The sequence below is a fragment of the Amycolatopsis sp. lyj-108 genome, from assembly GCF_046549005.1.
Taxonomy (GTDB): Bacteria; Actinomycetota; Actinomycetes; order Mycobacteriales; family Pseudonocardiaceae; genus Amycolatopsis.
Map to the genome: position 1 here is coordinate 81,224 of NZ_JAJPWQ010000016.1, position 19,067 is coordinate 100,290.

Genomic DNA, 19,067 nt, shown 5'->3' on the forward strand with positions numbered 1-19,067 from the left:
ATGACAAGTCCCGAATGTCCGAAAACGGAGTGCACGATGGCGACCTCGACGGGAGCCGGCCCGGACCCCGGTGCCGGTAGTACCGAGCTGCTCTGGGGGCTGTCCCAGCGCGAGCCGAAACCCACTCGCCCGGTGCTGACGATCGAGCGGATCGCCGACGCCGCGACCGGGATCGCCGACGCCGACGGCATCGCCGGCGTCTCCATGCACCTGGTCGCGAGCAAGCTCGACGTGACGAAAATGGCGCTGTACCGCCACGTCAGGAACAAGGCGGAACTGCTCGCGGTGATGACCGAACTGGCCATCGGCCCCGCGCCGGACCTCCTCGCGCTGCCCGGAGATTGGCGCTCCCGGCTCGAAGAATGGACGGTCCGGATGCGCGAGACCTGGCAGCGGCATCCGTGGCTGCCCGACGCCACGGTCGGCGTCCGGGCGACCGGGCCCCGGGAGATCGGCTGGACCGAATCCGCCGTCGCCGCGCTGGCGGGCACCGGCCTGACCGGCGCCGAACGGATGGACGCGGTCTTCCTGATCAGCGGGCATCTGCGCAACACCCATTCGACGAACAACGCCGGGACCCAGCCCTGGGAAGGCGACCGCGGCCTGCGTGGGCACGTCGCGGCGAACCCGGACATGTTCCCGGCGCTGCACGAAGCGGCGACGTCGATCGAAGACGCCCCCGCAGACAACGGTTTCGAGTTCGGGCTTCAGCGGATCCTCGACGGACTCGCCGCGCTCATCGAACGACGGCGCTGACTCGCGTCAGCCGTCCAGCGGGATGACGGCCGAAACCGTGGTGCCCGACCCGGGTTCGCTCGCGACGGTCAGTTCGCCGCCGAGCGCCCGGACCCGGTCGCGGAGGCCGTGCAGCCCGGAGCCGCCGTCGATGTCGGCCGTGCCGATGCCGTCGTCGTGGACGTCCACCCGCAGGCCGTCCTCCTTGACGCGGATGACCACGCGGACCTCGCGTGCCCGCGCGTGTTTCAAGGCGTTGGTGACCGCTTCCGAGACGACGAAGTACGCCGTCGCCTCGACGGCGCCGCTGAGCCGCGGCACGTCCGCCCCCGCGAGGTCGACGGCGAGCGGGACCCGGTCCAGCAGTGACCGGACCGCGGGGATCAGCCCGGCCTCGGTGAGGATCGCGGGCCGGAGCCCGCGCGCGAGTTCACGCAGTTCGGTGATGGTGGCCTGGAGTTCGTCGATGGTGCCGGTCAGCAGGGCCGCGACCGGCGACGTGAGGTCGCTCCCGAGCCGCCGTTCCGCCATCCTCAGCAGCAGCACGACACTGACCAGCCGTTGTTGCGCCCCGTCGTGCAGGTCCCGTTCGAGACGTCGCCGCTCGTCGTCGGCGGCGGCCACGATGCGGGCGCGCGACGCCTGGACCTCGACGAGGCGCTCCTCCAGTTCCGCGGCGAGCCGCTGGTTGTCCAGCACCAGCCCGGCGGCGGCGTTGAGCGCGTCGATCGACCGGCTGTCCTTCCACACCTCGTCGTCCTGCACGAGTGCGGCCAGGCCGGAACCGTCGCGTTCCAGCAGGAGCCGGATCATCTCCGCGTTGCCGACCCGCGCCCGCAGCACCCCGATCAGGAAGGCCAGCGGCCACAGACAGAACGAGATCCGGTAGACGTCCAGCAGCGGTCCGGAGAACGGATGCGCGGAGCCGAGCGCGCTGCCGACCGTGGTGCTCACCGCCCCGACCACCGCGATCGCGACGACGGGGGAGAGCAGCCGCCGCTGTGGAAGCCGTCCGGCGAGCCAGCGGTAGAGCAACACGACCAGCACCCCGGCGCCGATCAGCGCGCCGACCAGTTCCAGCAGCCGTTTGACCAGCTGTTCGGCTTCCGTCGAGGCGGCGACCGCGGCGAGGTTCTTCGGATCGTCGTTGACCAGCAGGCCGAGCACCGCAGCCCCGAGGACCACCGCGTACGCGGAAAGGACGAGCACCCGTTCCCAGCGGGACCGGAGCTTCCCGTGCGGGAAGACGACCACGAGATGGGCGATCACCGGACTGGACGCGGCGGTCAGCGCCAAACCGGCGGTATGCGCGAGCGGCTCGTCGGCGAACTGCAGGTCCTCGGCGAACAACGCGAGCCCGGCCAGCGCGATGAGCAGGCCGATGGGGTTCGAAGCGCGGCGCACGTGCGCGACGGCGCCGGCGAGGAGGAAGAGGAACCCGGTCGTGGACGAGAGGGTGGTGTCGAGCACGGTGTGCGTGCCGTCGGCGATCTTGAGCGTCGTCGCTACGACACCCATGCCGATACCGGCGGTCAGCACGCCCGCCATCGCGACGGTTCGAGGGTGCTTCACCACTAAGCGTGATTCGCCCGTTCGGCCCGAACCGTTACACCGGTCCTGAAATGTGGAACAGGAGTTCCGCCAGGTGTCAAGGATTCTCGGCATCTTTCCCGTCATTCGGATGGCGATGCAGGCACGTGGGTGAACATGCGACTCTCGCGCCACCACCCGAGCAGAGTCGTATCCTCCGAAAGGCGACCTTCCGTGCGCACCCACCACAGAGCCCGCTTACTGGCCGCGGCCTTCGCCGCCTTGACCTTGGCCGGCGGGATCACAGGGTGTTCGCGCGCCGATCGGGGCACCGAGGTGGAGCAGAAGAGCCAGGGCGCCGCGGGCGAGGTGCGCGTCGGCTACTTCCCGAACGTGACGCACGCGCCGGCGCTGATCGGGGCCAAGAACGGCTTCTTCGCCAAGGAACTCGGTTCGACGAAGCTCACCACCCAGACGTTCAACGCCGGCCCCGAAGAGGTCAACGCGCTGCTCGGCGACTCGCTCGACATCGCGTTCATCGGCTCCGGCCCGGCCATCAACGCCTTCACCAAGTCCAAGGGCGCCATCCAGCTGGTCTCCGGCGCGGTCACCGGCGGCGCACAGCTGGTGGTGAAGCCGGAGATCACCACGCCGGAGCAACTCGCCGGCAAGAACATCGCGACGCCGTCGCTGGCGAACACCCAGGACGTCGCGCTCAAGAAGTTCGTCGCCGAGAAGAAGCTGGCGGGAGTCAAGGTCACCAACCTCGACAACCCGAAGACGTTCGACGCCTTCAAGAAGGGCGAACTCGACGGCGGCTGGCTGCCGGAGCCATGGTCCTCCCGGCTCGTACTGGACGCGGGCGCGAAGGTGCTCCTGGACGAGAAGACCCTGTGGCCGGAAGGCAAGTTCCCGACCACGGTCGTGATCGTCCGCAGCGAATTCCTGCAGCAGCATCCGGAGACCGTCACCGCCATCCTCAAGGGTGAACTCGCCGCCATCGAGTGGGCGAAGACCAACCCCGCCGAGGCGAAGAAGGTGGTCAACGGAGAACTCAAGGCGCTCGCGGGCAGCACACTGAACGAGGCCGTCCTCGACCGCGCGTTCTCCGGCATCGAACTCGGCATCGACCCGGTGGCGTCGACCTTCACCCAGCTCGCGCAGGACTCGGTGACCGCGGGCGTGGTGAAGTCCGCGGTGGACCTCAAGGGGTTCGCCGATTTCGGCCCGCTCAACGCCGTGCTCGCGGAGCAGGGCAAGCCCGGCGTGAACGCGCCAGGGCTGACGAAGTGACCGGAGGGGATCAGCGATGACGACCACCTTGGAGCCCGGCCTGTCCACCGGTGTCGCCGTGCGGCTCGACGGGGTCCGGAAGGCGTTCGGGCCGACCGGCCGCGCCGTCGTGGCCCTCGACGGGATGGACCTGACGGTCGCCCCCGGCGAGTTCGTCTGTCTCCTCGGCGCCTCCGGCTGCGGCAAGAGCACGCTGCTGAACCTGGTCGCCGGCCTCGACCGGCCGACGTCGGGCACGATCACCCTCGAGACCTCCCGGCCGGCGGTCATGTTCCAGGAGGCCGCGCTGATGCCGTGGCTGACCGCGGCCCGCAACGTGGAACTGCCGCTGCGCCTCGCCGGTTTCAGCCGGTCCGAGCGTCGCGAAAAGGCGGCCGAACTGCTCGAACTCGTCCGCCTCGGCGGCGCGGGCGACAAGCGGCCGCACGAGTTGTCCGGTGGGATGCGGCAACGTGTCGCGCTCGCCAGGGCACTGGCCGCGACCCTGCGCGTCGGCGGTGACCCCGAGCAGTCGCTGCTGCTGATGGACGAGCCGTTCGCCGCGCTCGACGCCATCACCCGCGACGTCCTGCAGGGTGAACTGCTGCGCGTCTACCGCAGCACCGGCACGTCGGTGCTGTTCGTGACCCACGATGTCCGCGAAGCCGTCCGGCTCGGCCAGCGGGTCGTGCTGCTCTCGTCGCGGCCGGGCCGGGTCGTGCGGGAATGGCGCGACGTCCAGGCCTCCGACGCCGAAGAGCTGACCTTGGAGATCACCGGTCACCTCCGGGAGGTGATCAGTACCCATGCCGCGGCTTGACCGCCCTGACGTAGAGGCATCAGCGGCGGACGAGGCCGTCGGCGCGGGGCTCGACACACTCGACACCCCGATCGGGGAGCGCCGGGAAAACCGGGGGAAACGGTTCCTGCGCGGCTTCGTGCCGCCGTTGGTCTTCCTGGCATTGCTGGTCGCGCTGTGGCAGGCACTGTGGGCGGCCGCGTTCTGGCCGGAGTCGATACTGCCCGCGCCGCTCGCGGTCTGGGACGAACTCGTCGGCATCACCATCGACGGGGAGATCTTTGAATTCGTCTGGACGTCGGTGCACCGCGCGGCGCTGGGCTTCTTGATCGGCGTGGTCATCGGGACCCCGCTCGGCCTGCTGGTGGCGAAGGTCCGTCTCGTCCGCGCGGCCGTCGGACCGTTCCTGACGGGGCTGCAAAGCCTGCCGTCGGTGGCGTGGGTCCCGGCGGCGATCCTGTGGTTCGGGCTGAACGACGCCTCGATCTACTTCGTGGTCCTGCTGGGTTCGGTGCCTTCGATCGCGAACGGCCTCGTCGCCGGTATCGACCAGATCCCGCCGATCCTGCCGCGCGTCGGCCAGGTGATGGGGGCGAACCGGCTGTCGTCGGCCCGGCACATCCTGCTTCCCGCCGCGTTGCCCGGTTTCCTGGCCGGGCTCAAACAGGGCTGGGCGTTCTCGTGGCGTTCGCTGATGGCCGCCGAGCTGATCGCGCTGTCGCCGGCACTGGGCAAGGGACTCGGCGCGTACCTCAACGAAGGCTCGTCGTTCAACAGCATGGAAGGCGTGATCTCGGCGATCTTCCTGATCCTGCTGGTCGGCGTCGGCATCGAGCTGGCGCTGTTCCGTCCGCTGGAGCGTTCGGTCCTGCGTGCACGGGGGCTGACGGCCTCGCTTTAGCGTTCACCTTCCGGAGGTGGCAAACCTACGACACCGTAAGTTACGGTGTCGTAGGTAGGCGTTTTCCGTACCCTGGAAGGACGAAACGCATGACGGTCCCCGAAAGCACCCGGCTGATGCTCGAGCTGGAGGGAACGGTCGAGGAAAACCTCAACCGGCATCTCTCGGTCGCCAAGGAATGGATGCCGCACGAGTACGTGCCGTGGAGCGAGGGCAAGAACTTCGCCGAACTGGGCGGCGAGCCGTGGGATCCCGAGCAGTCGCGGGTGTCGCCCATCGCGCGGACCTCGCTGGAGGTCAACCTCCTGACCGAGGACAACCTGCCGAGCTACCACCGCGAGATCGAGCGGGCGTTCGGCCGCGACGGCGCGTGGGGCACGTGGGTGCATCGCTGGACGGCCGAGGAGGGCCGCCACGGCATCTGCATCCGCGACTACCTGCTGGTGACGCGCGCGGTGGACCCGGTCGAGCTGGAGCGGGCGCGGATGCAGACCATGCAGGCCGGGTACGACAGCGGCGACAAGGCGCTGCTGAACGTCTTCGCGTACGTGTCGTTCCAGGAGCTGGCGACACGGCTTTCGCATCGCAACACGGGGAAGTACACGCAGGATCCGATGTGCGAGAAGCTGCTCTCGCGAGTCGCGATGGACGAGAACCTGCACATGGTCTTTTACCGGAACCTGGTGCAGGCGTCGTTGGAGCTTTCACCCGACGCGATGATGCGCGCCATCACCGACGAGGTCGTCCAGTTCCAGATGCCGGGCGCGGTGATCCCGAGCTTCGTGCGGAAGGCCGCGCTGATCGCGAAGGCGGGTATCTACGACCTGCGGATCCACCACGACGAGGTGATCTGGCCGTTGCTGCGGCAGTGGAAGATCTTCGAGCTCGAAGGGCTCGGCGAGGTGGGGGAGAAGGCGCGGGACGAACTCGACCAGTTCCTCAAGGCCCTCGACACCCAGGCGTCCCGCTTCGAAGAGCGTCGCGCGGCCGCTGCCGCCCGCGCCGCCGCCCGAAACGCGTGATACGCCCCCGATCACGCGAGTTCCGCTCCTGGACACGCGAGTTACGCCTCCAATCACGCGAGTTACGCCTCCAGTCACGCCGACCCGGACTCGCCGATGCCGGGACGGAAGCCGGAACTTGCGTGATGGAAAGCGTAACTCGTGTGACTAGAGCCGTAACTCACGTGCTGGAAGGCGTAACTCACGTGACGGGAGGCGTAACTCGCGTGACGGCCGCCGGATCTTGCGTGGCGGCCGTCAGGGTGAGCTAGCGCGAGCGGCGCGAGCCGGCGCGGGTGCCCGAGGAGAACGCGGCGGCACCGCCCCGGCGGGCCGGAGCGCCACCGGACTGGGCCTTGCCCGCACCGGAAGCCCGGCGCGGCTGGGAGTCGGCGGCACCGCGACGGCCCTGGCCGCCGCCCTTGGGTGCGCCTTCGCGACGTCCGGTGGCCTCGGCCGCGCGACGGCCGCCCTGGCCGGCGGGAGCGCCGCCACGGCGGTCGCCCTCGGCGCGAGGCTGACGCGTGCGGCCCTCCGAGGAACCGCCGCGACGCGAGCCGCCACCGGAAGCACCCCTGCCACCGACGGAGGGGCCTCGGCCGCGACCGGCCCGGCTGCCGCGGCCACGGCCGCCTGCCGGACGGTCTTCGTCGTCACCCTTGCCCGGGATGGCTTCGCCGCTGGCGCTGACGCGCTTCGGTCGCATGTCCACGATCGGCTGCCGCGGCGACGCGGTGAACGAACGCTCGCCGGGCGCCAGCTCCGACAGCAGCGGGTGGCCGGGGCCGAGCTGCGTCGTGGTCGGCTTGATGCCTGCCTTGCGGGTGAGGTCGCGGACGTCCCCGACCTGCGCGTCGGTCATCAGCGTGACGACGGTGCCGGACGCCCCGGCCCGCGCGGTCCGGCCGGACCGGTGCAGGTACGCCTTGTGCTCGACGGGCGGGTCGGCGTGGATGACCAGCGTGACGTCGTCGACGTGGATGCCGCGGGCGGCGATGTCGGTCGCGACCAGCGTCTTCGCCGCGCCGGAGGAGAACGCCTCCAGGTTGCGCGTCCGCGCGGTCTGCCCGAGGTTGCCGTGCAGTTCGACCGCCGGCACGCCGGAGGCCATGAGCTTGCGCGTCAGCTGCTTGGCGCGGTGCTTCGTGCGGGTGAACACCAGCGTGCGGCCGGGCGCGGCGGTGAGGTCGATCAGCACCGCCAGCCGGTGGGTCTCCTCCAGGTGCAGCACGTGGTGCTTCATCGTCGAGACCGGCGACTGGGCCGAGTCGACGCTGTGCGTGACCGGGTTGTGCATGAAGCGCTTGACCAGCACGTCGACGCCCGCGTCGAGGGTCGCGGAGAACAGCAGCCGCTGCCCGCGCTCCGGGGTCTCGGCCATGATGCGCCGGACGTCGGGAAGGAAGCCGAGGTCGGCCATGTGGTCGGCCTCGTCCAGGACGGTGACCTCGATGTTGTCGAGCTTCACCTCGCCCGAACGCATGTGGTCGGCGAGCCTGCCGGGGCAGGCGACGACGATGTCGACGCCGTCACGCAGCCGGGTGATCTGCGGGTTGGGGCTGACACCGCCGAAGATGGTGGTGACCTTGAGGCCGAGCGGCTTGGCCAGCGGCACGAACGACGCCTCGATCTGGGTGGCGAGCTCGCGGGTCGGCGCCAGGATCAGCGCGCGCGGACGGCCGGGGCGGCGCCGGGTCGGGCCGGCGGCGAGCCGGGCCAGGACGGGCAGCACGAAGCCGTAGGTCTTGCCGGAGCCGGTGCGGCCGCGGCCGAGGACGTCGCGGCCCGCCAGCGAATGCGGCAGCGTGGCGGCCTGGATGGGGAACGGGCTGGTGACGCCCTGTTCGGCGAGCGAGTCCACGAGGGTCTTGGGCAGGCCGAGTTCGGTGAAGGTAGGTGTGCTCATAAGCGTGTGGGCACAGGTGCGCCCTGGTATCTCCGTAAGGATAGAAAGGGTTGTCCTGCCCGGCGCAGACCTCGGGGGGCCGCGGCGCGTGGTCTTCGACAACGAAACGCGGCCCGAGGCAGAACTGAGCGGACCGCGTTGTCCAGTGTACTGGGTCGTGATCTCCGGGGCTACGTGATATCGCCCGCACCGGTCCGCCGATGTTCGTCGGTTCGGACGAGCCGGACGCCGCGTCGCGGTGAAACGCTGGCCTGACCGGACGAAAGGGGACACGGGTGTCGAACGTTCAGGATCTGCGAAGCGTGCTCGAACAGGAGGCGCGCGGGGCGGGGGTCCCGGGAGCCGTGGTGGGGGTGACGCATCGCGGCGAGGAGTCGGTGTTCGCCACCGGAGTGTCCAGTGTGGACACCGGGCTTCCGGTCGATCCCGGCACCCTGTTCATGATCGGCTCCACCAGCAAGACCTTCGCCGCGGCAGCCGTGCTTGCCCTGGTCGAAGATGGTGTGCTGGACCTGGACCGGCCGGTCGTCGAGTACCTTCCCGATCTCCCCTTGGCGGATCCGGTGGCGCGGAAGACGGTGACGCTGCGCCATCTGCTCACGCATTCCGCCGGGTTCCTCGGCGACGTGGACTTCACCACCGGATGGGGTGACGACGCGCTGGCCCTCGCGATCGCGAAGTTCGGCGACCTGCCGCAGAACTTCGCGCCCGGCCACGTGTTCTCCTACTGCAACGCCGGGTTCCAGCTGGCAGGCCGGGTCGTCGAAGTGGTGGCGGGCGAACCCTTCGAGGACGTGGTCCGCGTCCGGCTGCTCGAACCGCTGGGCATGACCGAGTCGTATTACCTGCCGTGGGAGGTGCTCACGCGCCGTCACGCCGTCGGGCACGTGCTGCGCGACGGCGGACCGGCGGTCGAGCACACCGTGGGCCTCACCCGTGCGGACAGCGCGAGCGGCGGACTGTGGTCGACGGCGGGCGACCAGCTGAAATGGGCCCGGTTCTTCCTGACCGGCGAGGCCGAGGGCAAGCCGCCGATCAGCGAAGCCACCCGCGACCTCATGCGCGCGCCGCAGCGCAAGGCCGCGCTGCGGTTCGAAGAGGTCGGGCTGAGCTGGCTGCACACGACTCACGGCGCTGCCCGGCTGGTCCGGCACGGCGGCAACGTGAGCAATCTGCAGTTGTCGGAGTTCGTGACCATTCCGGAGGAGGACTTCGCCGTCACGGTGCTGACCAACAGCGCGGGCGGCTCCGCGCTGGGCGCGAAGATCGTCGACTGGTGCCTGGAGAAGCTGGTCGGGTTGCCTCCGCTCGCGAGCCCGCCGCCGGTGCCCCAGCCGGATATCGCCGAGTACCTCGGCCGCTATCAGACCGGTGACCTGGCGTTCGTGGTCAGCGACCGCGACGGCGCGCTGTGGGCTCAGCTGGTCGCCGAGATCGAGGACTTCCCTTCGCCGCCGCCGTTCGCGGCCGTCTTCGTGGGCGGCGACGCGATCGCCCCGGCCGCCGACACCCGCAAGCCCACCGCGCGTTTCCTGCGGAATGACCACGGGGAGGTGACTTCGATCGAGTTCGGTGGCCGGACGGCGAAGCGGCGCGCTACGGTTACCGGGTAGTAACTTCGGCTGACCAGGAGTGACCATGAGCGAAAAGGCGACCGCGTTGTTGCTGAACCCGGGTGGGTACGACCCACGGCAGTTCGACCCGGAGACGCGTCGCCTGCTGCGTGCCACCATCGAGTGGTTCGAACAGCGCGGCAAACGCAAACTCGTCGAGGACTACCACGACCGGACCTTCTACGCGGACTTCATCGAGTTCGCGGGCAAGGAAGGGCTCTTTTCGACGTTCCTCACTCCTGGCGCCAACGCCGAGGGGAACCCCGACAAGCGCTGGGACACCGCGCGGGTCGCGGCCCTGTCGGAAATCCTCGGCTTCTACGGCTTGAATTATTGGTACCCGTGGCAGGTCACCATCCTCGGCCTCGGCCCGGTGTGGCAGAGCGCGAACGAGGCCGCCCGCAAACGCGCGGCGGACTCGCTCGCGGCCGGCGGCGTCGCCGCGTTCGGACTGTCCGAAAAGGAGCACGGCGCCGACATCTACTCGTCGGACCTCGTGCTCACCCCGGACGGTGACGGCGGCTACCGCGCGAACGGGTCGAAGTACTACATCGGCAACGGCAACTGTGCGCGCACCGTGTCGGTGTTCGGTCGCATCGACGGCGTCGAGGGACCGGACCAGTACGTGTTCTTCTACGCGGACTCGGAGCACCCGAACTACCGCGTGGTGAAGAACGTCGTCCCGTCGCAGATGTACGTCGCCGAGTTCGAGCTCAACGACTACCCGGTGTCCGAAGAGGACATTCTGCACGTCGGCGCCGACGCGTTCTCCGCGGCGCTGAACACGGTCAACATCGGCAAGTTCAACCTGTGCTTCGGCGGCATCGGGATGTCGACGCACTCGCTGTACGAGGCGATCACGCACGCGCACAACCGGGTGCTCTACGGCAAGAAGGTCACCGATTTCCCGCACGTGCGCCGGGAATTCGTCGAGGCGTACGCGCGGCTCGTCGCGATGAAGCTGTTCTCCGACCGTGCCGTGGACTACTTCCGCAGCGCGAACGCGGACGACCGCCGGTACCTGCTGTTCAACCCGATCACCAAGATGAAGGTGACCACGGAGGCGCAGAAGGTCATCGGCCTGGTCGCGGATGTGGTGGCGGCCAAGGGTTTCGAGGCCGACACCTATCTCGCGATGTCCAAGAACGACATCGACGGCCTGCCGAAGCTGGAAGGCACGGTGGCGGTGAACCTCGCGCTGATCGCGAAGTTCGTGCCCGCGTACCTGTTCGCGCCGCAGGCCTACGAGCCGGTGCCGACCCGGTCCGACGCGGCCGACGACGAGTTCCTGTTCCGCCAGGGCCCCGCGCGCGGCCTGTCGAAGGTGCGGTTCCACGACTGGCGTGAGGCCTACGCCAAGGCCTCCGCGATCCCGAACGTCGCGCGGTTCACCGAGCAGGCCGAGGCGCTGGTGAAGCTGTTCACCGAAGCCGCGCCGGACGAGGCACAGCAGCAGGACATCGACTTCGGCCTCGCGCTGACCGAGCTGTTCACGCTGGTCGTCTACGGGCAGCTGGTGCTGGAGCAGGCGGAGATCACCGGCATCGAGACCGAGGTCGTCGACCAGATCTTCGCCATCCTGGTGCAGGACTTCAGCGTCACCGCGATCGATCTGCACGGGAAGTCGTCCTCGACCGAGGCGCAGCAGGCGCTCGCGCTGGCGTCGATCCGGAAGCCGGTCGTCGACGCGGCGCGCTTCGATCACGTCTGGTCACTGGTGCGGGACCTCTCGGGCGCCTATGCCATGGACCCGTGAGCTGAAAGGGACTTTCCCCGCATCTGACGCGGTGAAGGGCGCTTTCCTCGCATCGCATGCGGGGAAAGCGCCCTTCAGCAGCTTCTATTGAGGGGTAGGGCAAAGGGGCCTTCGCTACGCCGGTGCCGTCGCTGAGACCCATGGTCGAGATGCGTCGCGAAAGCCACTTTCGCGACGCCTGATGTCCCGAAAGTGGCTTTCGCGACACCGTCGCCCCACAGCCGCGGGCGAATCCCCGCGACCCGACACCTTTGCGTTACCCCTCGATAACGTGCCCAACTCTTACTTGCCGAAGCCGGCCTTCCGGAGCGCGTCCGCCATGGCGCCACCGCCGCCACCGGAGTTCCCGCCCCGGTTACCGCCGCCGCGTCCGCCCTGGCCGCCTTGACGCTGCCCGCCGCCCTGACGCTGACCGCCCTGGCCGCGGTCACGACCGCCGCCACCGCCGCCGCCCTGCTCGCGAGCAGGCTTGCCGGGCTCGTCGTCCAGCCGCAGGGTCAGCGAGATCCGCTTGCGCGGCACGTCGACTTCCAGCACCTTCACCTTGACGATGTCACCGGGCTTGACGACCTCACGCGGGTCCTTGACGAAGTTCTTCGACAGCGCCGAGACGTGCGCGAGCCCGTCCTGGTGCACGCCGACATCGATGAACGCGCCGAACGCGGCCACGTTCGTCACGACACCTTCCAGCCGCATTCCCGGCTTGAGGTCGCCGATCTTCTCGACGCCGTCGGCGAAGGTCGCGGTCTTGAACGCCGGACGCGGGTCGCGGCCCGGCTTTTCGAGTTCGGCGAGGATGTCGGTCACCGTCGGGAGGCCGAAGGTGTCGTCGACGAACTCCGTGGGCTTCAGCGCCTGCAGTGTCCGCGAGTTGCCGATCAGCGCGCGGATGTCCGTGCCGGTCGAGCTCAGGATCCGCCGCACTACCGGATAGGCCTCGGGGTGCACCGAGGACGAGTCGAGCGGGTCGTCGCCGTCCGGGATCCGGAGGAAGCCCGCGCACTGCTCGAAGGCCTTGGGGCCGAGCCGCGCGACCTCCTTGAGCCCGGTCCGCGTCTTGAACGGACCGTTCTCGTCGCGGTGCGCGACGATGTTCTCCGCCAGCGTCGTCGTGATGCCCGAGACGCGGGTGAGCAGCGGCGCCGACGCGGTGTTGACGTCCACGCCGACGGCGTTCACGCAGTCTTCGACCACCGCGTCGAGTGACCGCGACAGCGAGATCTCCGACAGGTCGTGCTGGTACTGCCCGACGCCGATCGACTTCGGGTCGATCTTCACCAGTTCCGCCAGCGGGTCCTGCAGCCGCCGCGCGATGGAGACCGCGCCGCGCAGCGAGACGTCCATGCCCGGCAGTTCCTGCGACGCGAACGCCGACGCCGAGTAGACCGACGCGCCCGCCTCGGAGACGACGGCCTTGGTCAGCTTCAGCTCCGGGTGCTTCTTGATCAGCTCGCCGGCGAGTTTGTCGGTCTCGCGGGACGCGGTGCCGTTGCCGATCGAGATCAGGTCCACCTTGTGCCGGGCGCAGAGCGCGGCGAGTTCGGCGATGGACTGGTCCCATTTGTTCGCGGGCTGGTGCGGGTAGATCACGTGGGTGCCGACGACCTTGCCGGTGTCGTCCACGACGGCGACCTTGACGCCGGTACGGAAACCCGGGTCGAGGCCCATCGTGGCGCGGGTGCCCGCCGGGGCGGCGAGCAGCAGGTCGCGCAGGTTCGCGGCGAACACGCGGACGGCGTCGTCCTCGGCCGACTGACGCAGCCGCATCCGCAGGTCGATGCCCAGGTGCAGCAGGATTTTCGTGCGCCACGCCCAGCGGACGGTGTCGCCGAGCCACTTGTCGCCGGGGCGGCCTTCGTTGGAGATGCCGAACTTGTGCGCGATGCGGGTCTCGTAGTCGGTCGGGCCGGTGCGCGGTTCTTCCGACGGCTCCTCGGACTCCATCGTGAGGTCGAGGATCTCTTCCTTCTCGCCGCGGAACATCGCGAGGATCCGGTGCGAGGGGAGCTTGCTGTAGGGCTCGGAGAACTCGAAGTAGTCGGAGAACTTCGCGCCCTCTTCGGCCTTGCCGTCGCGGACCTTCGACGCGAGGCGGCCCTGCGACCACATCTTCTCGCGCAGCTCGCCGATCAGGTCGGCGTCCTCGGCGAAGCGTTCCACGAGGATCGCGCGGGCGCCGTCGAGCGCGGCCTGCGCGTCCGCGACTCCCTTGTCGGCGTCGACGAACACCGCAGCCGCTGCCTGCGGGTCGGTGTTCGGGTCGCTCAGCAGCCCGTCGGCGAGCGGCTCCAGACCGGCCTCGCGGGCGATCATCGCCTTCGTCCGCCGCTTGGGCTTGTACGGCAGGTAGATGTCCTCGAGGCGGGACTTGGTGTCCGCCGCCATGATCGACGCTTCGAGCGCCTCGTCCAGCTTGCCCTGGCTGCGGATCGACTCCAGCACCGCGACCCGGCGCTCGTTGAGTTCCCGCAGGTAGCGGAGGCGTTCTTCGAGGGTGCGGAGCTGGGTGTCGTCCAGCATCCCGGTGACCTCTTTGCGGTACCGGGCGATGAACGGCACGGTCGATCCGCCGTCCAGCAGGTCGACGGCCGCCTTGACCTGCCCTTCGCGCACACCGAGTTCTTCGGCGATCTTCTGCTCGACTGTCTGCAGGCCCTGCACGCTCACTCCCACGCTCCTGAATCCGCCCTCGGGTGCTCTCGGACCCTGCATTCTGCCGCTCGTGCCGAGCCGACTTTCGTATGGCCTCCTCTAACCGAACCCTTGACAGTTGTATTGGTCTAGTCCATTTTGATGTGGCCGACATCACCCGTTCGTGGAGGCCAGCCGTGAAAGTGAAGCCCAAACACGCGTTCCTCGCCCTGCTGTCGTCACTGGCCGTGTGCCTGGGGGTGACTTTCGCGGTCTCGGGCAGTGCCTCGGCCGCCAACATCCTGACCAACCCGGGCTTCGAACTCGGGACCACCAGCGGCTGGACCTGCACCGGTGCGAACGCGGTGGTCACCACGCCGGTCCACTCGGGCACCCGCGCGCTCAGCGCCACTCCGGCGGGTCAGGACAACGCCCGCTGTTCGCAGAGCGTGGCCGTGAAGGCCAACACCGCGTACACGCTTTCGGCGTGGGTGCAGGGCAGCTACACCTACCTCGGCGTCACAGGCACCGGTACGGGTGACAAGAACACCTGGACCCCGGGCGGGGCCAGCTGGTCTCAGCTCTCGCTGAGCTTCACCACCGGCGCGTCCACCACGAGCGTCGAGATCTACCTGCACGGCTGGTACGGCCAGCCCGCGTACTTCGCCGACGACGTGAACCTCGACGGTCCCGGCGGCTCGCCGACCACGACCCCGACCACGCCGACGACGTCCACGAGCCCGACGACGACGACCACCGCCACCAGTTCGCCGACGACCACGACGAGCACCCCGCCGACCGGGAACCTGCCGAAGCACGTGATCACCGGCTACTGGCAGAACTTCTACAACGGCGCGAAGGCGCTCAAGCTCGCCGACGTCCCGACGAAGTACAACATCATCGCGGTGTCCTTCGCCGACGCGACGGCCACGCCGGGCGCGGTCACCTTCACCCTCGACTCGGGGCTGTCGAGCCAGCTCGGCGGCTACACCGACGCGCAGTTCAAGGCCGACATCAAGACGGCGCAGGCACGCGGGCAGAAGGTCATCCTGTCCGTCGGCGGCGAGAAGGGCACGATCCGCGTCGACTCCGCGGCCGCGGCCACGAACTTCTCCAACAGCATGAAGTCGCTCATCGCGACCTACGGCTTCGACGGCGTCGACATCGACCTGGAGAACGGCGTCAACGCGACCTACATGGCGCAGGCGCTGCGCAGCATCCACGCCGCGGGCGGCACCGTCATCACCATGGCGCCGCAGACGATCGACATGCAGAACCCGGCGGCGGAGTACTTCAAGCTGGCGCTGAACGTCAAGGACATCCTGACGATCGTCAACATGCAGTACTACAACAGCGGCACGATGCTCGGCTGCGATCAGAAGGTCTACTCGCAGGGCACGGTCGACTTCCTCACCGCGCTGGCCTGCATCCAGCTGCAGAGCGGTCTGCGGGCCGACCAGGTCGGGCTCGGCCTGCCCGCGTCGGGCTCGGCGGCCGGTGGCGGCTACCAGGCGCCCGGCAACACGGTCAACGCGCTGAACTGCCTGGCGAAGGGCACGAACTGCGGTTCGTTCAAGCCGGCGACGACGTACCCGACGATCCGGGGCGCGATGACCTGGTCGATCAACTGGGACGCCTCGCAGGGCTACGCGTGGTCGAACACGGTGAGCGCGGGCCTGGCGGGCCTCCCGTGATGATCCGCTAGACCGGGGCGGGGCACCGTCGTCGCGCGGGCGACGGTGCCCCGCCCTTTCCACACCCCGCAATTCGTCATCTACTTGCGATATTTGCGCCACGCAAAGATCGCAAGTAGATGACGAATTGCGGGGGTCAGAGCGGGCGCAGGGCGGCGGGGGCGTGGGGCGGCACGACGGGCTTGAGTGGGGCGACGGGGTTCAGGCGCCGGTAGGGTGAGCCGAGCGGCGGCCGCGGGTCGGCCTCGTCTTTGTTGGGCCACAACGACATCGCGCGTTCCGCCTGCGCGGTGATGGTCAGCGACGGGTTCACCCCGAGGTTCGCCGAGATCGCCGAGCCAGCCCAGTTTCGGGGCCCACAGGTACTTCCGCAGTTGCTACGACGTCTTCGCGAACTCGTCGTCGGCGAACCGGCGGCCGATCTCAAGCACGCCGACGCGATAGCCCTTCTCGGTGAGCCGCAACGCGGTCACGCTGCCGCCGAAGCCGGAGCCGATCACCAGCACGTCGTAGTTCATCGGGCTCCCGCCGTCCGGTAGTCGCCGAGGTCGAGCTTCTTCGTCCGCCGGTCGTACTCGGTGACCAGACCCGGCCAGTTCGTGCTCACGCGGCCGTTCTCCTGGCGGTACCAGCTGGCGCAGGTCGTCCAGACACTGTGCCCGAGCCGTCGCTGGATCTCCTCGTCGTACCGCTGCTCGACCTCCGGGACGACGTCCATATAGGACACTTCCGGTTTCGCGAGGTGTTCCACGGCTTGGCGGATGTAGCGGGCCTGCCGTTCGATCATGTAGATGATGGAGCCCGCGCCGAGGTTCGTGTTGGGCCCGTAGACGCAGAACAGGTTCGGGAAACCCGGCACGGTCATGCCGAGGTACGCCCGCGCGCCGCCCTTCCACGCGTCGGACAGCGCCCGTCCGCCGAGACCCTCCACCTTGAGCTCGCCGAGGAAGTCGGTCGCCGCGAAACCGGTCCCGTAGACGATGACGTCGGCCTCGTGTTCGACACCGTCCTCGGTGAGCACCCCGGACGGCGTGATCGCGCTGATGCGCCGCGTCTCCACGGCGACGTTGTGCTGCGCCAGCGCGGGCAGGTACTCGTTGGTGAACAGGATCCGCTTGCAGCCCAGCGGATAGTCCGGGGTGAGTTTCTCGCGCAGCGCCCGGTCTTTGATGTGACGGCGGCGCAGCTGGGCGGTCCGCAGTTCGAAGACCTTGGCCAGCAAAGGATGTTTGGTCATCGCGTAGGTCGCGTACTCGGCGAGGAGGAAGATCCGCAGCCTTCCGAGCAGCTGAGTGGCGGGCAGATGCCGGAACAACCGGTGCTGCCAGCGCCGGTAACGGGTGTCCCGTTTGGCCATGATGTAGGGCGCCGTGCGCTGGAAGACCGTCAGTTCACCCGCCTGGCGCTGGAGTTCGGGCACGAACTGGATCGCGCTCGCGCCGGTGCCGATCACCGCGACCTTCTTGCCGCGCAGATCGACGTCGTGGTCCCAGCGCGCGGAGTGGAAACTGGCGCCCTCAAAGGTTTCCTGGCCGGGGATGTCCGGCTGGACCGGCCGCGAGAGCTGGCCGACGGCGGGGACGAACACGGTGGCCTCGAACGTCTCGCCGCTTGCGGTCTCCACCCGCCAAAGCCCGCGCTCCTCGTCGAAGGCCGCGGCGGTGACGCGCGTGTCGAAGCGGATGTGCGGTTCGAGCCCGTAGCGGCGCACCACGCGTTTGAGGTACGAGTGGATGTCCGGTTGCAGCGAGAACCGCTTCGGCCAGTCGGGATTGGGCTCGTAGGAGAACGAGTACAGCGGCGACGGGATGTCGCAGCCGGCGCCGGGATACGTGTTCTCCCGCCAGACGCCGCCCGGTTCACCGGCGCTCTCCAGAATGGTGAAGTCGTCGAAGCCGGCGCGTTTGAGCTCGATCGCCGTCCCGACCCCGCCGAAGCCCGTCCCTACGATCAGCACGCTCGTCTTGCCCATGCCGACCGAAGTTACGCACCCGTCAGCCCTGGTGGAAGTGCACGACCGGCCACTCAATCGAGATTTTCGGCCACGCGCCTCCCGCAATTCGGCACCTGGTTGCGGTAGTTGGCAGTGCGAACTATCGCAATCAGGTGCCGAATTGCACGGAGTGGGACTCGGCCTTGGGGTGGGCCCAGGTCAGGAGGCGGTGGGCGGAGCTTTCGAGGGCGTCCAGATCGCGCTTCGGGACGCGCTCGAACGGCGTGATCACCACCGAAGCGGCCTTCTTCGCCGCCTTGATCTCCCAGAAGCCCTTCACGGACCCGTCGACCAGGATGGTGCCCTTGACCAGGCCGTTCTGCGTGATGACGACCTTGCGGTATTCGTCGCTGATCACGCGGGTGCGGTCGGCGTAGGACAGGACGGTCTGGTCGAACGGGCCCAGCAGCCGGGCGGGTGCGGGAGTGTCCGGATCGGGGCGAGAGGCTTCGGGAAGGTCGAAGAGTTCGCGTCCGTTCTCGTCGCGGAACGTCCGCAGTTCCGGCCGCAGCCGCTCGGCGACCTCGCCGAGCTTCGTGATCCCGGCCCATGCCTGCGCGTCCTGCACGCTGGCGGGCCCGAAAGCGGCCAGATAGCGGCGGAACATCGCTTCCGGCGACGGCGTCGCGTCCGGCTCGGCACCCAGCCAGTCCCCGGTGGTCTGATAGGTCGGCTGCCCGGACTTGCCCCAGACCCCGCGCGGCGGGATCTGCACCAGCGGCAGCAGCGCCCGCGCGACGTGCACCAGCGCCGACGGTCCCGCGCTGTCCCAGCGTTTCGCCAGTTCCGCGCCGAGTTCGGCGGACGACAGCGGCCGCTCGCCGAGCAGTTTGCGCGCGGTGCGGGCGATCTCCTGGTGGTCGAGGCCCTTGATCTCCGGGGTGAACTGGGTGTTGCCGTCCACCGAGCGGTCGTAGAGCGGCTGCACGATCGGCCGCCACGCCAGCGCGTCCGCCGGTTTCACCAGATGCACCGTGCCGCGCATGAGCGCGATCCGCACGACACTCTTGTCCAGCAGCAGGTTCGCCAGCTCTTCCTGGCGGAAGCCGTGCAGCCGCGTCCACAGCGCGAAGTACGGCGGATTCGGCGCCTGCGCCTGCAACCCGGCCAGCTGCTCGACCGCTTCGAGCGCGGTCATCTTCGAACGCCGGAGCAGCAGCTGCCGGTCCAGCATGGCGCGGTTCAGCGCGCGCCTGCTCAACGTGTCGGACATGCCGCTCACCCTAAACGGGATCA

The 19,067-nt window shown here is 69.0% G+C and carries 13 protein-coding genes and 2 pseudogenes; 8 read left to right on the forward strand and 7 right to left on the reverse strand.

The features are described from left to right. Positions 1–36: 36 nt before the first annotated feature. Positions 37–756 (forward strand): TetR/AcrR family transcriptional regulator, encoded by a 720-nt coding sequence (locus ACLJO0_RS40440; protein WP_410585154.1) that lies wholly within the window; start codon positions 37–39, stop codon positions 754–756. A gap of 6 nt (positions 757–762) precedes the next feature. Here the strand turns inward: ACLJO0_RS40440 and ACLJO0_RS40445 are convergent, their stop codons facing one another. Further along, on the reverse strand, positions 763–2,283 hold the full coding sequence (locus ACLJO0_RS40445) for a sensor histidine kinase (RefSeq protein ID WP_410585370.1): 1,521 nt from the start codon (positions 2,281–2,283) through the stop codon (positions 763–765). Positions 2,284–2,499: 216 nt separating this feature from the next. Between ACLJO0_RS40445 and ACLJO0_RS40450 the strand changes: the two genes are divergently transcribed. From ACLJO0_RS40450 to ACLJO0_RS40465, 4 genes are all read left to right on the forward strand, one after another. Then, on the forward strand, positions 2,500–3,558 hold the full coding sequence (locus ACLJO0_RS40450; protein WP_410585156.1) for an ABC transporter substrate-binding protein: 1,059 nt from the start codon (positions 2,500–2,502) through the stop codon (positions 3,556–3,558). Between the two features lie 16 nt (positions 3,559–3,574). Continuing rightward, positions 3,575–4,357: an ABC transporter ATP-binding protein gene (locus ACLJO0_RS40455; RefSeq protein WP_125785692.1), complete on the forward strand. Its 783-nt coding sequence runs from the start codon at positions 3,575–3,577 to the stop codon at positions 4,355–4,357. Then, positions 4,344–5,237 (forward strand): ABC transporter permease, encoded by an 894-nt coding sequence (locus ACLJO0_RS40460; RefSeq protein WP_410585159.1) that lies wholly within the window; start codon positions 4,344–4,346, stop codon positions 5,235–5,237. Before ACLJO0_RS40455 ends, ACLJO0_RS40460 begins: the two co-directional genes overlap by 14 nt. Positions 5,238–5,326: 89 nt before the next feature. Next, the gene (locus tag ACLJO0_RS40465; protein ID WP_410585161.1) at positions 5,327–6,259 is read left to right on the forward strand and encodes an acyl-ACP desaturase; all 933 of its coding nucleotides are present in this window, start codon (positions 5,327–5,329) and stop codon (positions 6,257–6,259) included. A 247-nt stretch (positions 6,260–6,506) separates the two neighbouring features. Here the strand turns inward: ACLJO0_RS40465 and ACLJO0_RS40470 are convergent, their stop codons facing one another. Next, positions 6,507–8,144, reverse strand: coding sequence for a DEAD/DEAH box helicase (locus tag ACLJO0_RS40470; RefSeq protein WP_410585163.1), 1,638 nt, complete (start codon positions 8,142–8,144; stop codon positions 6,507–6,509). Positions 8,145–8,419: 275 nt separating this feature from the next. On the opposite strand from ACLJO0_RS40470, the gene ACLJO0_RS40475 reads away from it, so the two are divergent. Both ACLJO0_RS40475 and ACLJO0_RS40480 read left to right on the forward strand, forming a co-directional pair. Then, positions 8,420–9,757 carry a serine hydrolase domain-containing protein gene (locus ACLJO0_RS40475; protein ID WP_410585165.1) on the forward strand — a complete coding sequence of 446 codons (1,338 nt, stop codon included), beginning with the start codon at positions 8,420–8,422 and terminating at the stop codon, positions 9,755–9,757. Positions 9,758–9,782: 25 nt separating this feature from the next. Continuing rightward, entirely contained in the window at positions 9,783–11,513 is a 1,731-nt protein-coding gene (locus ACLJO0_RS40480; protein ID WP_410585167.1) for an acyl-CoA dehydrogenase, read from the forward strand. Between the two features lie 282 nt (positions 11,514–11,795). Here the strand turns inward: ACLJO0_RS40480 and ACLJO0_RS40485 are convergent, their stop codons facing one another. Continuing rightward, positions 11,796–14,180, reverse strand: a complete 2,385-nt coding sequence (locus tag ACLJO0_RS40485) for a Tex family protein (protein WP_410585169.1) — start codon at positions 14,178–14,180, stop codon at positions 11,796–11,798. A gap of 161 nt (positions 14,181–14,341) precedes the next feature. Between ACLJO0_RS40485 and ACLJO0_RS40490 the strand changes: the two genes are divergently transcribed. Continuing rightward, a complete protein-coding gene (locus tag ACLJO0_RS40490; RefSeq protein WP_410585171.1) occupies positions 14,342–15,838 on the forward strand; it encodes a chitinase in 1,497 nt (498 codons plus the stop codon). A gap of 136 nt (positions 15,839–15,974) precedes the next feature. Here the strand turns inward: ACLJO0_RS40490 and ACLJO0_RS40495 are convergent. The 4 genes and pseudogenes from ACLJO0_RS40495 to ACLJO0_RS40510 all read right to left on the reverse strand — a co-directional run. Then, positions 15,975–16,178 (reverse strand): annotated as a pseudogene (locus ACLJO0_RS40495) (cholesterol oxidase); the annotation flags it as partial. A gap of 40 nt (positions 16,179–16,218) precedes the next feature. Further along, positions 16,219–16,356, reverse strand: a pseudogene (locus ACLJO0_RS40500) (NAD(P)-binding protein); the annotation flags it as partial. Further along, on the reverse strand, positions 16,353–17,810 hold the full coding sequence (locus tag ACLJO0_RS40505; protein WP_410585173.1) for a flavin-containing monooxygenase: 1,458 nt from the start codon (positions 17,808–17,810) through the stop codon (positions 16,353–16,355). The gene ACLJO0_RS40505 and the pseudogene ACLJO0_RS40500, both read right to left, overlap by 4 nt. Before the next feature lie 130 nt (positions 17,811–17,940). Beyond that, positions 17,941–19,044 (reverse strand): winged helix DNA-binding domain-containing protein, encoded by a 1,104-nt coding sequence (locus ACLJO0_RS40510; RefSeq protein ID WP_410585175.1) that lies wholly within the window; start codon positions 19,042–19,044, stop codon positions 17,941–17,943. Between the last annotated feature and the right edge of the window lie 23 nt (positions 19,045–19,067).

Coding starts and splice junctions, on each gene's coding strand:
- ACLJO0_RS40440 (WP_410585154.1), top strand. CDS start 37: ATGGCGACCTCGACGGGAGCCGGCCCGGACCCCGGTGCCGGTAGTACC.
- ACLJO0_RS40445 (WP_410585370.1), bottom strand. CDS start 2,283: ATGGCGGGCGTGCTGACCGCCGGTATCGGCATGGGTGTCGTAGCGACG.
- ACLJO0_RS40455 (WP_125785692.1), top strand. CDS start 3,575: ATGACGACCACCTTGGAGCCCGGCCTGTCCACCGGTGTCGCCGTGCGG.
- ACLJO0_RS40460 (WP_410585159.1), top strand. CDS start 4,344: ATGCCGCGGCTTGACCGCCCTGACGTAGAGGCATCAGCGGCGGACGAG.
- ACLJO0_RS40465 (WP_410585161.1), top strand. CDS start 5,327: ATGACGGTCCCCGAAAGCACCCGGCTGATGCTCGAGCTGGAGGGAACG.
- ACLJO0_RS40470 (WP_410585163.1), bottom strand. CDS start 8,144: ATGAGCACACCTACCTTCACCGAACTCGGCCTGCCCAAGACCCTCGTG.
- ACLJO0_RS40480 (WP_410585167.1), top strand. CDS start 9,783: ATGAGCGAAAAGGCGACCGCGTTGTTGCTGAACCCGGGTGGGTACGAC.
- ACLJO0_RS40505 (WP_410585173.1), bottom strand. CDS start 17,810: ATGGGCAAGACGAGCGTGCTGATCGTAGGGACGGGCTTCGGCGGGGTC.
- ACLJO0_RS40510 (WP_410585175.1), bottom strand. CDS start 19,044: ATGTCCGACACGTTGAGCAGGCGCGCGCTGAACCGCGCCATGCTGGAC.